The organism is Bacteroides sp. An51A, from assembly GCF_002161565.1.
GTDB lineage: Bacteria > Bacteroidota > Bacteroidia > Bacteroidales > Bacteroidaceae > Phocaeicola > Phocaeicola intestinalis.
Map to the genome: position 1 here is coordinate 19600 of NZ_NFIC01000004.1, position 13232 is coordinate 32831.

A 13232-nucleotide genomic window follows, 5' to 3' on the forward strand; every position below is an offset into this window, starting at 1 on the left:
CCGTGATAGTCCGCTTACCTTCGGCAGACTGCACGGGCTCTTCGTCCCTGCAACCGGCAAAGGAGAGCAGGGAGAGGATACACATTATTATATATAGGCGATGCGGTTTCATTAGAGTTCGGGAGTTATATCGTTAAAACGGACTATCCAGTCGTTGATGATTACTTGGGTGTTGAGCCAGGACTGGTTGCTGTCGAGGAAGAACGTCATGGTGTAGGTGTCTTCACGGTCGAGGTATTCCTGCAGGGGCATGTCGTAGTTTGCCACCGTGCGGCAAAGCTCCAGATAGTCTATCAAGGGGATAGACAATATGGTTTCTCCTGTCTGGCGGTTGGAGATAGTAAGACGGGTGTCTGCATCTGCCATCAACCTGCCTACACTCAGTTCTGCCACTACCACGTTGAGTTGCTCTTCGGAGGCTTCGCCTTCTACTACCGTTGAGCCTTGCGCCTGATGGTAGGGCATGTAGGTCAGCACGCCATCGCCTTCCACCAAACGGTTTTCGTGGGTCATCATGCCGTTCTCGTCGGTGATGGTGAAGTCAAACTGCGAAGCATCCAGCTGCCCTTGCGCCAGTTGTTGCAGGATGACACGGATGGTGCTGGTGTTCTTCATCAGCGGCAGGGTAATGACTTGTGTTTCCGTTGCGGCACGTGTCAGGGTCTGCGTTTCTACGATGCCATGCCATAACGGATGCAGATAGCCTACGGAGTCTATCGGCTCGTCGTGGAGCGTAGCGGGGTAACGGTTGATGCGGCACGTCAGGTCTTCCTTGTCGGATATGTTTTCGGTAAGGACGGGAACGGTATAGGCATTGCCTTCTGCCAAGCCTGCCCATGCTACCAGCCGGTAATTCCCGGGAGCAAGGTCAAGCTTCATGGTGTAATCGTCACGGCTCAGGGCTTCGCCTTGTTCGGATTGCTGGAGCACCAGCTTGCCGTCTTCGTCGAACGCATAAAGGGTAATGGAACGTACTTGCGTGGCAAACGCATCGGTAAAGAGCATGTTATAGTCGTGCACAAACTTTACCCGATACTCGGTTTCTACGGGGCAATCGTCGTCATCGTCCCAAACGGTATGGCATGAAACCATAGGCAGGGCGATTGCCATAGCCAGCAAAGCTTTTCGTACCTGATGATGTATGGAGTAAAGCAAGGTTTTCATCTTTTCTTTAATTAATAATTAACAGTTAATAATTAATAATGGTGAGGATGAGTGCGTTGGGTTTTGTCACTTTTTTATTGGCAATATCTCATAATCACTTATGGCAAAAAAAGCCGCCCGTGTATAGTTGGCATACTGCATAGGGGTACTTCCTGTATGAGAGCCGTTGTAGCTGGTCAACGCACAATCAAAGTCGGTTTTAGCCTCATCAATCGTGATATTCTTTTTCATCAATGTGCTTTCGGGTAAAAAGCCCCATACGTTATATGCTTTCCATTCAAGCTTTTCCAATAATGCTTTGATTTCGGCATTGATGTTTTTGTCGCAGGTCGTATCCAAATCGTAAGTCAATACGATGACCGAGGGTTGTTGATTATTCTGACACATATTTCTGATTTATTTTATTGTAGGGGCATGGCCTGCCAATCCACAAGGACGAAAAGCCTCGCCCCTACAAAGGTTATTACGTATACATCAATTAAATTCAATATCGTTGTAACGGACGATCCAAGGTTCCAAATTAACCAATACATCTAAAGCCGCTTCTGTTGATTCATTTGGAGTATCTGGAGTAGGATCTACAAACGGATCACCAAGCGTCTTTATATTACTTACAGACAATGAATAGATGTTATTGCGCATAATAGCATATTCCATCGGTCCTAAAACAGTAGGTTCATCATTGTCATAATGCTTTATTTCTGTTGAATAATAATAACAAATATTACTGCTATATTGAATAACACCAGCTTGTTCAAGCTCTTCTTTTGTTGATTCGTCATCAACATTAGGTGCAGCCTCTCCTAATATTTGCTTCATTTGCGCAAGCGATGTATAATGGTGACCTGCATAAAGATATAAATCATTTATAGGTTCAGTGCAAGCTTTATCTGAATAAATTCTTGCAACAAATGAGATACCAGTGCTCAAGCCATGTGTTTGATGTGCTACATCCGTAGAGTTCTCAAAACAATAAGCCATTAATTTACCTAAATCTCCGCTATTAGGCAATGGGTTATGCTGATCTCCTGTATTTTCCGCATCTCCACCATCAACAGTTAAAGACGATAATGACTTATAAAAGTCAGCATCATCAAAATTTATAGCATCCTCTGAAATAGCTAAAGTTTTACTTTCATCTGAAACTTCTTCTAATGTATTAAAGAACCACTCGGTAGGATCCACTGTATTAGGAAACTTCATTTCTCCATTGTTTTCAACGAACACTACACCATTCTTTTCATCCCAATAAGGTGTCCATAAGAATCTTGTATTGCTAACTGTACCAAAAGGATTCATCACACCATTTGTAACGGTATGTCTTATATAATTAACTTTCTTAGAAAGATTTACCAAAGCATATCCTTCCAACTTTACATACCATGTATCACTTTCTGCAGCATCTGTATCGAATTGTAAATTTACTTGATTCTTTTCGTCATCATCAACTACTCCATCCAAATCCTTATCTATTACTGCATAAGAGTTATCCTTATCTGCTTCTACATAACCAGCCACGGTTACAGCAGTTAATGCCGTATAAATATCAATAGATGATGATGATCCTGTCGGAGTATAGTCTGTGCCCGAATCTTTATATGCAGCTACAAATTTATTTTCTCCATTTTCTTCTGTATAACGTACATAAATATCCTTACCTAATGCATCTTTTGCTTTATTCAACTTATAAACAGTATAAGTAGCCGGATCAGAATCTGGATCTTGAATTGCTCCGTCGACTACAATAGCAGGTGCACTAATCAGAACAGGCACTTCATAGGCATTTGCAGCAAGTTCATTATCAGCTGCTTTTTCACGGAATGTAATCTTAGATAATACACGTTCTACGTCAACTTCAGCTTCAGCTGGATTATCCGGTGTATTGTCAACTGTAAGTGTAACAGGCACTTCTTCCTTATTAGCCATCATAAATGCAGCATCAGCTGTTGATGATGATGTACCACCAAAAGCCAATCCCATACCAATACTATTAGCAGAATTAATATAGTTATCAGGATAAGTAGTTTCTTGCCCCGTTGCAGGAGTATAATCATATTGCCCAGTCACAATTGAGTTATACAAACTTTCGACCCCAGTTGTTATCCCGTCATTAATATTATTGCCTGTCTCCAGATAATCTTCATATATTGTAGCAACCGGATTGATCACAACCAACACATTATATTCACCTGTAGTGACTTCAATGGGTTGCGCATTCTTATACGTTTTTGTAGTTGGGTTTTCTTCATAAAAGCCTTCTGTAGTATTATCTTCAGGTTCTTCGTCTAAACTATTATATAATTTAGCAAATCCACTTCCTGCATCTGATACAGGTGAAACAACGACTAAAACCTTACCAACCTTACTTTCACCTTCAACGCCATCACTTGTATGACCACTATTTTCCTGATTACCATCTGTATCTCCTATATTCGTATCATCAGCACGGCTACTACTACCGCCATTAGTCGAGAACGAAATAGTCAGATAAGCCGGAGTACCGTCACCTATTGTGCCAGTGTTTCCGCCTTGCCCGTCGATTGCATCATCAGAGCATCCGGCAAAAGCTATTGCCGCGAATGCCAAAGCAAAAAACTTAAATTTTCTCATAATCGCATATAAATTAAAAGTTAATAATATCCTTTGCCTTATATGCTCTTATGACGTAGTGGGAAGCCCCTCCCTAACCCTCCTCCATGGGGAGGGAACTTAGAGTTGTGGGGGAATGTGTTTAAAAGAATATTTGTAGCTTTGTGGGATTGTGTCTGGCCGGACGTTGTTTGTTGATATTATAATTCATTGAGCAGTTCCTCCGCTGATTTCAATTTCCAGCCTTCTTTCTTGGCACGATACATCTGCGTAAAGGCTCTGAGGTATCTTTGTTCCAACTCTTCTTTGCTGATGTATTCCTCCTCATCCTCTTCCTGCGTCTTGCTTGCCGCTTTCTTTACCGCCGCTAAAGCACGATTTAGGTAGCGTTGCGTTTTTTGGATTACACCAATGTCGTCAACGTTTCGCAATTCGTTTATCAATGCTTCGCGTTGCATGGCTAATGCGGAATTCTCAGTCATGGCTTTATCCTCCTCATTATTACGTTTATAATCTGTATGCAAAGATACAAATTATTCTTTTATTCCCACTATGTCAAAGAGCGTTATTTCTTTAGGTACCAGGTGACTAGGTTTTAGATACCAAGTACTATTAAACTATTCAGAACCTAGTCAACTGGTACCTAGTACCTGGTCAACTAGCATCTGCTCACCTAATGTATTTCAAATTTTCGTTTGCCTCGCTTACGCCTGCCTGGGCTGCACGACGCAAGTACCTTTCCGCCTCATCGTAACGTTCCAACAGAATCATTGCCACGCCTCGGGCGTTGTCGGCTTGGGGCGTATCGCCTGCTTTGTCTAAGAACTTCAGTGCCTGTGCGGCCTCTTTCCGTTCCAAAAACGCATTGGCAGCGTTCAGGTTCGCTATCGGGTCGGCTGGATACAGGCGCACGGCTACATCGAATACATGATTGAATTCCTCGCTTCCGGGCTGGTAGGTCTGCGCTACGGCAAACATCTCCTGCAGGCTGAGGTTTTGCGGACGGGTCTTGATGACCTCTTTTGCTTCTTCTACATTGAAACCGCGGATAACATAATCTACCGTATAATCGGTACGGCGCAGGGCTGGATAGCAGTCTTGCAGCAAGGTGCGGTAAGACGCCGCATGTTCTCTGCGGATGCGCTGCTCTTTGGCATCGGGTTCTTCCTCGCTATCGATGATAGCCAGGATGGCTTCTTTATCCGCCAAACCGCTTTGCGCCACATACTTGCGCAAGCCTGCCCAGTTTTCTGCTCCGGCATTGGTGCGGAACAGGGAGGCTTCGAAGCCGTATTCACTCATCAGATAATCCTTCAAGGCATCGGTACGTCCTTCGGACAGGCGCACATTGGCGGCATATCTGCCTTCGGGCGAGGCATATCCTTTCAGACTGATTCGGGTAATGCTGAAATCTTTGTCGGTACGGATAGTATCGATGGTAGCACGTATCTTTGCCAGTTCTGCCGTATTCCTGCGGTATTCGGGATAAATCACCGTCTTGTTTACCGGAAAGTCCAAATACGCCTCACCACTCAACGCACGTGCCTTACGGGTTTCTGCCTGTGGACTGATGTATGCCAGACGAGGTGTAAACACCAAGTCGGCCTGCGCTAAAAGGATGCTGTTGCCTTTACTGACCTCACCGCATTGGCAGGTATCTTCCGCCACTACCAAGGAAGCACGGTCCATCCACTTACGATAAGGAACAGATACCTGATAACCGACCTGTTGTGTTGCATTTTTGTCTTTTTTTATAATGGTATATGGACTATCGGCGTAAAGAGATTCTTCATTGCGCTGATAATACAAATAACGGGTACGCCCCATTACCTCAATAGCAGGGAGCCATTCTTCTTCCCCTTCTGCATAAAACAAAGGAGTTACTACAATAGAGCGGTTACGCCCTACCTCCATGCCGCTTAAGTTGAGGTTCATACGTATCACCACACTATCGCGTTGCTTCCGGATGTCCACGCCACTCACCTCGGCACCACCCGGTAAACGTTTCACCTCATCGGCAGCAACCGGTACCAACGGAAGCAAAGCCAACAGACTATATAAACAGATTGTTTTCATAACCATTCCTCCTTCCGTCTTTTAAAATACGTAAATCAAATTAATAGCAGCTTTGGTAGGTCCAAAGTAATTATGCGGTTTGTTTTCTTCCAGCAAATCGCCACAATGGGGACACTCATACTTGTCATACCGGCTATAAACATAACCGATACCTATTTCTGCCTCCAGACTCCAATGCCTGGAGAGCAACCATTGATAGCCGTAAGCAATACCCGCTCCCAGCATCCAACCTTCAAAACGATAGTCTTGCAATTGTCCAAAATCGGTACCAAGGAAAGTAAAACCGGTATTCCAGTTTCCCATATTGTAGATGCCGCCCAACAGATGTGCACCAACAAAATGCCCGTTAAAGGTTTCGCAAAACCAATAACGCACTTCAGGCTGGAAAGACAATTGTTTCCATTTCTTATTTGCTGAAAAATCCCAAGGATTCCAGTTAGCAGACATATCAAATGTCCATTTAGGTGAGAGACTTACTTCTGCCGCAACATTCATTGTAGTGGTTACATCATATAACAAATTGCTCTTCACCACCCATTTTTGTGCATAACCGAAAACTCCCATCATACATACCAAGATGGTTAATAAACATTTCATAGCATCTCTACTTTTTCCGCCTATTTATAGCGGTACATTTTACTTAATTTAGTATCTTTATGCAAGCCGGTTATCTATTAAAGAAAAAACTTGCAACAAAATCTCTACTTATCACATTATGAGTAATCCGCAGCAAACTTAAATAAAATATTTTACATGAGCAAAAACAATAGAAGTTTTTTCAAAAAAAATAATAAAATCATGGGAAAGCATTGAAAAAGAGGTGCCGAAACATAACTAAGTCTGTACATTTAAATAATGCGAATCAGGAGTCATACCATGAGCGGTATGATTTAATACATTTTGCCAATGTCACAGTTCCAGTATGCTGTCTTCGTTCCGTTCGCCGCGCATTTTTAAACTGTAATTTATCATACGCAGATTATTTAAAAGGTTGTTGCTATTTTCTTCTTCTCCCAACGCAGAAAACTTCGTCTGGTGTAAGATTATTAATCTTCCGCTTGTAAGATTAATAATCTTGCAGCCTGAAGATTAATAATCTTACACCAGATAGACCTATATGCGTTTGCCGACGCACCTATATTTGCGGGCTTACATTAGAATGCACCAACTTATCCACGTGGATGTTTTCAAGGCATATGAGATACGCCCCTACAAGTTATTGGTATACTTTGCGCGGCATTAAAATGTGCATTTTCTCACCACAGACACAGGTATACAGAGTCTTTTAAATTTTTCCTCTGTGGTACTCTGTGTCCTCCGTGGTGAGAAAATGCACAAATCTAGACCGCATATAATATAAAATGCGGAATTCATAAAACAAAAACAGCTCAGGCGTTGAGCAATTTCGGGAAAAATCCACTCAACGCCTGAGCCATTCAGACACATTTAGAAGCTGTTTTGAATTTATCGTGCGATGATTTGGGATGAGTTTTTGAGGCATTTTTGCTTCTGTGATGAGGAAGATAGCGGGCTATCTGACGAAGAACAGGAGCGAAAAAGACCAAAAAATCGCCCAAAGCACACACGAAAACGGATACATCAAGCCAAGAAAAACTTTTTGGAGAAATTCAAAACAGCTTCTTAATGCCTCGCGCCTATACCGGCTTACGAAACGAAGCAACCATCCATACGATATCACCCGACTGAAACACAAATGCTGGAGAAGGATTCTTCACCACTTCCTTGCCCCGTTCTACACCTAAAATGATAGCACGGTCGGATTTCACTTCGCCCACACTCTTGCCCAACAAGGAAGAATGTTCGTCGACACATACGTTAGTAATGCGTGTCCCTTTGCGTGAAGATGTTCCGCTACCGGCACAGGCTTCTTTCTGCTCCAGTGCCCGAGCAAATTGCGAAAGGTCTTCATCGGTACCTACTACAGTAATTTTGTCATACGGATAAAGCATCTCGTCACCTTGCGGAATATCGATGACTGCATCGCCACGACCAATAGTAATGATATTTACCCTATAACGGGTGCGGAAAGCAAGTGTTTTCAACGTCTTACCCACACAAACAGAATTGGGCTGCACGGTAAAATCGACTGCATGGAGGTCGGACAATGAAGTAGTGTCTCCCACCCCGTCAAACAAAGAAGAGCTTTTCTTTTCTTCGTCCGGTCCTTGAAAATTGGCTTCGAACTGCTCTTCAATCTCCAACGAACGCTTGCGGATACGTTTCGAAAAATATAGTCCAGCCACCACCAGTAAAGCAATAACCAGTCCCAATCCAGACGCCACATTGAACAAACGGACCACAACACTCATTACAATGGTAATGCAAAGAATAATCTTAATCAACACCAGCGATGACAAAGCACCGCGATTTACCAGATTGTCTGCCCACAGACGGCGGAACTCGGGCGAATGGTTTTTCTTGACCACCATCGCCCACAGAAGCGGTGAAAGCACTGCCAACAAAATCAAAGCACCCAGCAAATCGCCCTGAAGTCCTGGCAGATGACCTTGGATGAAAGGATGTATTTTAGAAAAGAATATGACTATAACGCCTATGCAGAGAACCAGATACACCGACACGCCTACTATCATTCCCCGCAACAGACGGTGCCAGTCGTTCTGGTGCTTCTCGGATATGGAACCGGAAACATAGCGCGACAAAGCCTGCTTGCCCCATACCGGCAAATGACGGTCGACAAACCGGTATGCAGGCTCGGAAAAACGTATCATATAAGGTGTACAGAACGTAGTGATGACAGATACTGCCACAATAATGGGATACAAATGTGTATCTGTCACCTTCAGGCTCACACCTAACGAGGCAATAATAAAGGCGAACTCGCCAACCTGTGTTAACGAGAACCCTGATTTCATCGCCAGCTTCAATGGCTGTCCTGAAAGCAAAACTCCGAAAGTACCAAAAAAGCTCTGCCCTGCCAGAACCAAAAGAGTCAGCAACAAGATAGGCACAATATAATCGCGGATAACCATCGGGTCTATCATCATACCTACAGATACAAAGAATACAGCTGCAAACAAATCCTTAACCGGTTGCACCACCCGGCTGATACGTTCGCTTTCAGAGGTTTCGGCCAACAAAGAGCCCATGACGAAAGCTCCCAATGCCGAAGAGAACCCTGCTCTTACTGCAATCATAACCATCAGCAAGCACAGCCCCAAGGAAACCACCAACAGAATCTCATCACTGACAAAACGTTTGATCCTATTTATTAAGGTAGGAAGCAGGTAAATCCCCAATACCGACCAAAACACCAGAAAAGAGACCAGCTTCATCAGGCTACCCAGCAACGCCGTGCCCTCGAACTGACTACTTGCAGCCAACGTAGAAAGTACCACCAGCATGACAACTCCTACAAGGTCTTCTACCACCAAAATGCCCAACACGATTCCTGTAAATTTCTGCTGGAGCAGGTTCATGTCATTGAAAGCCTTAAAAACAATCGCCGTAGACGACATAGAAAGCATTCCGCCCAAAAAAAGACTGGTAATATGAGAAAATCCCATCATATTTCCCGCCACATATCCCAAGAACATCATACCGCACACAATAGTAACGGTAGCCACCATAGCACTCAAGCCTACATTCAAAAGCTTGCGGAAAGAAAACTCCAATCCCATGGCGAACAACAAAAAAATAACACCGATGTCTGCCCAAATCTTGATGTCAGACGTATCAGACACCGTAGGCAAAAAACTCACAGAAGGACCGGTAATAAACCCAGCCACAATATAACCCAAGATAACCGGCTGTTTCAGCCACTTGAACAGAATCATGACGCATCCCGCCACAACCAGAATAATACCTAAATCGGTAATTAATGGAGCTAATTCGGACATATTCGTTAAAATTTTATCGGGGCAAAATTAATCAAAATCAACCGACAAAAGATGTCCGGCATCTCCTCCTTAATGTTTTTTATATCTGTCACCTGTATTTTCTCCCAGTCACAACCCAAAACATTGCCTCACGCAAATATGATATTCCATAACAAACTGAAAACAACACCCCGATTTCACATTTTGCCAAGTGCTGATTACAAAAATGGAGTCATCAACTTAAAAATAGTGAAATATTTCCGTAATTAAGTTGAAAAGATGCAGATTTTTCACACTTTTCTATGCACAAAGATTCTCACAAACAAAAGAACTTTTTATCTTTGCATCGGTCAGAAAAAAGAATTACCGTATAACTTAACTAAAATAATAGAATTATGGAATTTGTAACTAACGAAAAGCTTACCATTGTTGGTGCTGCCGGCATGATCGGTTCTAACATGGCTCAGACTGCCATTATGATGGGTTTGACTCCTAACATCTGCTTGTACGACCCGTATGCTCCGGGATTGGAAGGTGTGGCTGAAGAATTGTACCACTGCGGTTTCGAAGGCGTAAACGTAACCTTCACTTCAGACATCAAAGAAGCGCTGACAGGTGCCAAATATATCGTGAACTCAGGTGGTGCCGCACGTAAGGCAGGCATGACTCGTGAAGACTTGCTGAAAGGCAATGCCGCTATCGCTGAAGAATTCGGTAAGAACGTAAAAGAATACTGCCCGGATGTAAAACACATCGTGGTTATCTTTAACCCGGCTGACATCACCGGTCTGATTACGTTGTTGTACTCAGGCTTGAAACCTTCACAGGTTACTACCTTGGCTGCCCTCGACTCTACCCGTCTGCGCAGTGAACTGGCTAAATACTTCAACGTACCTATGGACGCTGTTGAAAACTGCCGCACATACGGTGGTCACGGCGAACAGATGGCTGTATTCGCTTCTACTGCTAAAGTTAACGGCAAACCGTTGACCGACATCATCGGCACTGACGCTCTGAGCAAAGAACAATGGGCAGAAATCCAACAGAAAGTAACCAAAGGCGGTGCTAACATCATCGCATTGCGCGGACGTTCTTCATTCCAAAGCCCGGCATACGTTTCTATCGAAATGATTGGTGCTGCTATGGGTGGCAAGGCATTCCGCTGGCCGGCTGGTACATATATCTCAAACGATAAGTACGACCACATCATGATGGCATGGGAAACTTCAATCACTGCTGACGGTTGCCACTGCGCTGCTCTGAACGGAACTGCAGAAGAACAAGCTGCTTTGGACAAGAGCTACGCTCACCTCTGCGAATTGCGTGATGAAGTAATCGCTATGGGCGTTCTTCCTGCTATCTCTGAATGGAACAAGCTGAATCCGAACATCAAATAATAAGTTGCAAGGCAACAAATCGGCTCAGATTTTGAGTTAACAAATAAATACTATCTCCATAAAACTCCTGCAAACAAATGTTTGTGGGAGTTTTTTTATCCCGGCATAAGCTTTTTCAATACAAAAAAGGAAAAAGAAAAGAAAAAGAAGTGACAGATTATTTTGTTATCTTCCCAATAATACCTATCTTTGCAAACAATCATCACTTAAGGGCTTGACTGGATTTGACAGCAAGAGATGTGGTATGTAAGCATGCAGTGCGTCAGTGATTTGCACTATAATCTCAGTTACTGAACAATTATCTGGCAACGAAAACTATGCTCTCGCTGCTTAATCGAAGTACAGTAGATTAACTTTATTTCCGTCACAGTGACGGAAACGAGACATCGCTCAAAAGCTCTTGTTCCGAGGCGTTTGGTCAAGCGGTGCAGCAAAATCGGGAATAGTTCTGGTCCAGCCTTGCGACCAGAATGAAATTTTAAAGGCTAAGGCGCAAGTGGGTGGCTCTGGTCTTGCTTACGCACGAAAACCGAAGGCAGAGATAAGCATGTAGAAAGCATATGGCTTCCTTGTTTGGACGAGGGTTCGACTCCCTCCAGGTCCACTATTAAAAATATAATCCGCTTATTTACAGCGGATTATATTTTTTATAAATATTGTACTTCCCTCTTGCCCCTGTTCCTTTATGCTCATTTAACGGATCTATCTTTCCCATCACACAAGCGGAAATACCTCAAAAACCATCCCAAATCAACACACGATAAATTCAAAACAATTTCTAATTCCGCAAACAAGTTATTTATACAGGATTGGTGAACAAATCAGAATAAGGGGCTGAAACTTTTAATAAAGACATTGGTGTATATCCGCTGAGCTTCTTAAACTCGCGTATGAAGTGCGATTGGTCGGAATAGCCGCTTGCGTATGCTATTTGTGCCTGGCTAATTTCTTTGCCCGTTTGATGCTGCATTTGTGCCAAAGCCTTTTGGAATCGGACGATACGGGCATATTCTTTGGGATTCATGCCCACCAATGAATGGAACAACCGTTCAAACTGTTTTTTGCATAGGCAGGTAATGGAAGACAATTCGGTTACGGTTGTTTGAGGAAAACTGTATATCTGCCGTATAGCAGCATCCATTCTCTTGATGTTATATGAAGTTTCGGACAAGTTGTTGGCAATTTGTGACAATAACCATTTTTCGATATAGTTTATACAGACAGAATTATCTTCACAACCGGATATCCGTATAGCCAGTTCATTCAATTTCTTATTTTCCAGGCTATAGCCGGAAACCTCCTGGTTGTAGAAAAGCGATGTGGGTAAATTCAGAAACATACTCATCGTGTGAGGGTGAAATACCACCACTATCATTTCTACGTTTCCGTTTGCATATAGGTGTGACGGGAAATTAACCTGACCGCTGATAGCCAGTCTGTCTTGGAACGTGTTTAGTTCAGGGATATAGAGCGGCATCTGTTTATGAAAAATGATTTGAGGACAACCAATAGGAAAAGTAAGGGTATTCTGCGGTTGATTGCTTTTGAATACCCAATAATACCTGACGTAAGGTTGCAGTAACTTACATGGTTTGTAAAATTTGAAATCCTCTAGAATCATTTTACAAAGGTAAGGCTTTTTGCCGTTTCTTATTGATTAGGGGCAAAAATATAGCTGCAAGTTATTGCATTTGCAGCTATATTTTTCCATCGGTACATATTAGTCGGTATAAAGTCCTATGCGATTACCCGCAGGGTCGGTGAATACGGCAAAATACCCTTTCCCTTCAGCCTGGATTTTTGTCTTAGGAATAGCAATACTTCCGCCCTGTTTCAATACTTGCTGGATAGCCCAGTCAATGTCTTCACAGTTAAAGTGAATTAAAACGCCATGCTCTGAGGGCTTGAAGTCAGGTGCATAGGATATGGCACCAACCGTTTGTCCGTCCTGTACAAAACAAGCCATTTTCTCATTGCTGTATTCGGCTACCATAAATTCCATCCTGAAGATTGCTTGATAAAAATTTACCGATTGGTAGAAGTCGGTAACGGGGATTTCAAAGAATGCGATTAAATTCTTCATGTTCTTTTTTCTTTTAGTTATTACTTTGCTTTGTCCTACGCTAAGACATTGCAAAATTACGATTAC

Annotated in this window: 11 protein-coding genes and 1 other RNA gene; 3 read left to right on the forward strand and 9 right to left on the reverse strand. The window is 43.1% G+C overall.

The window, feature by feature from the left end; translation table 11 throughout:
- Positions 1-111: 111 nt before the first annotated feature.
- The 6 genes from B5G04_RS08440 to B5G04_RS08465 form a co-directional block, all read right to left on the reverse strand.
- Positions 112-1164 carry a FimB/Mfa2 family fimbrial subunit gene (locus B5G04_RS08440; RefSeq protein WP_087396768.1) on the reverse strand — a complete coding sequence of 351 codons (1053 nt, stop codon included), beginning with the start codon at positions 1162-1164 and terminating at the stop codon, positions 112-114.
- Positions 1165-1230: 66 nt separating this feature from the next.
- Complete coding sequence (locus B5G04_RS08445) at positions 1231-1551, reverse strand: hypothetical protein (RefSeq protein ID WP_087396770.1); 321 nt, start codon at positions 1549-1551, stop codon at positions 1231-1233.
- 87 nt (positions 1552-1638) lie between these two features.
- Positions 1639-3774, reverse strand: coding sequence for a fimbria major subunit (locus tag B5G04_RS08450; protein WP_087396772.1), 2136 nt, complete (start codon positions 3772-3774; stop codon positions 1639-1641).
- Between the two features lie 179 nt (positions 3775-3953).
- Complete coding sequence (locus B5G04_RS08455) at positions 3954-4235, reverse strand: hypothetical protein (protein ID WP_143270447.1); 282 nt, start codon at positions 4233-4235, stop codon at positions 3954-3956.
- Positions 4236-4422: 187 nt separating this feature from the next.
- Positions 4423-5829, reverse strand: coding sequence for a DUF3868 domain-containing protein (locus B5G04_RS08460; protein WP_087397080.1), 1407 nt, complete (start codon positions 5827-5829; stop codon positions 4423-4425).
- A gap of 21 nt (positions 5830-5850) precedes the next feature.
- A complete protein-coding gene (locus B5G04_RS08465; protein WP_087396776.1) occupies positions 5851-6426 on the reverse strand; it encodes a DUF3575 domain-containing protein in 576 nt (191 codons plus the stop codon).
- An 877-nt stretch (positions 6427-7303) separates the two neighbouring features.
- Between B5G04_RS08465 and B5G04_RS19765 the strand changes: the two genes are divergently transcribed.
- Positions 7304-7474, forward strand: a complete 171-nt coding sequence (locus tag B5G04_RS19765; protein WP_158100075.1) for a hypothetical protein — start codon at positions 7304-7306, stop codon at positions 7472-7474.
- 10 nt (positions 7475-7484) lie between these two features.
- Here the strand turns inward: B5G04_RS19765 and B5G04_RS08475 are convergent, their stop codons facing one another.
- Positions 7485-9707, reverse strand: a complete 2223-nt coding sequence (locus tag B5G04_RS08475) for a cation:proton antiporter (protein WP_087250656.1) — start codon at positions 9705-9707, stop codon at positions 7485-7487.
- Between the two features lie 374 nt (positions 9708-10081).
- Between B5G04_RS08475 and B5G04_RS08480 the strand changes: the two genes are divergently transcribed.
- Positions 10082-11083, forward strand: a complete 1002-nt coding sequence (locus tag B5G04_RS08480) for a malate dehydrogenase (RefSeq protein WP_022039409.1) — start codon at positions 10082-10084, stop codon at positions 11081-11083.
- A 210-nt stretch (positions 11084-11293) separates the two neighbouring features.
- Positions 11294-11690, forward strand: a transfer-messenger RNA (tmRNA) gene (gene ssrA / locus B5G04_RS08485).
- Between the two features lie 192 nt (positions 11691-11882).
- Here ssrA and B5G04_RS08490 read toward each other — a convergent pair.
- Together B5G04_RS08490 and B5G04_RS08495 are read right to left on the reverse strand one after the other, a co-directional pair.
- Positions 11883-12704 carry a helix-turn-helix domain-containing protein gene (locus B5G04_RS08490; protein ID WP_087396780.1) on the reverse strand — a complete coding sequence of 274 codons (822 nt, stop codon included), beginning with the start codon at positions 12702-12704 and terminating at the stop codon, positions 11883-11885.
- 99 nt (positions 12705-12803) lie between these two features.
- Positions 12804-13166: a VOC family protein gene (locus tag B5G04_RS08495; protein ID WP_162612723.1), complete on the reverse strand. Its 363-nt coding sequence runs from the start codon at positions 13164-13166 to the stop codon at positions 12804-12806.
- Between the last annotated feature and the right edge of the window lie 66 nt (positions 13167-13232).

Bases quoted from the DNA above. Each gene is read 5' to 3' on its own strand.
- B5G04_RS08440 (WP_087396768.1), bottom strand. From the start codon at position 1,164: ATGAAAACCTTGCTTTACTCCATACATCATCAGGTACGAAAAGCTTTG.
- B5G04_RS08445 (WP_087396770.1), bottom strand. From the start codon at position 1,551: ATGTGTCAGAATAATCAACAACCCTCGGTCATCGTATTGACTTACGAT.
- B5G04_RS08450 (WP_087396772.1), bottom strand. From the start codon at position 3,774: ATGAGAAAATTTAAGTTTTTTGCTTTGGCATTCGCGGCAATAGCTTTT.
- B5G04_RS08455 (WP_143270447.1), bottom strand. From the start codon at position 4,235: ATGACTGAGAATTCCGCATTAGCCATGCAACGCGAAGCATTGATAAAC.
- B5G04_RS08460 (WP_087397080.1), bottom strand. From the start codon at position 5,829: ATGAAAACAATCTGTTTATATAGTCTGTTGGCTTTGCTTCCGTTGGTA.
- B5G04_RS08465 (WP_087396776.1), bottom strand. From the start codon at position 6,426: ATGAAATGTTTATTAACCATCTTGGTATGTATGATGGGAGTTTTCGGT.
- B5G04_RS19765 (WP_158100075.1), top strand. From the start codon at position 7,304: ATGATTTGGGATGAGTTTTTGAGGCATTTTTGCTTCTGTGATGAGGAA.
- B5G04_RS08475 (WP_087250656.1), bottom strand. From the start codon at position 9,707: ATGTCCGAATTAGCTCCATTAATTACCGATTTAGGTATTATTCTGGTT.
- B5G04_RS08480 (WP_022039409.1), top strand. From the start codon at position 10,082: ATGGAATTTGTAACTAACGAAAAGCTTACCATTGTTGGTGCTGCCGGC.
- B5G04_RS08490 (WP_087396780.1), bottom strand. From the start codon at position 12,704: ATGATTCTAGAGGATTTCAAATTTTACAAACCATGTAAGTTACTGCAA.
- B5G04_RS08495 (WP_162612723.1), bottom strand. From the start codon at position 13,166: ATGAAGAATTTAATCGCATTCTTTGAAATCCCCGTTACCGACTTCTAC.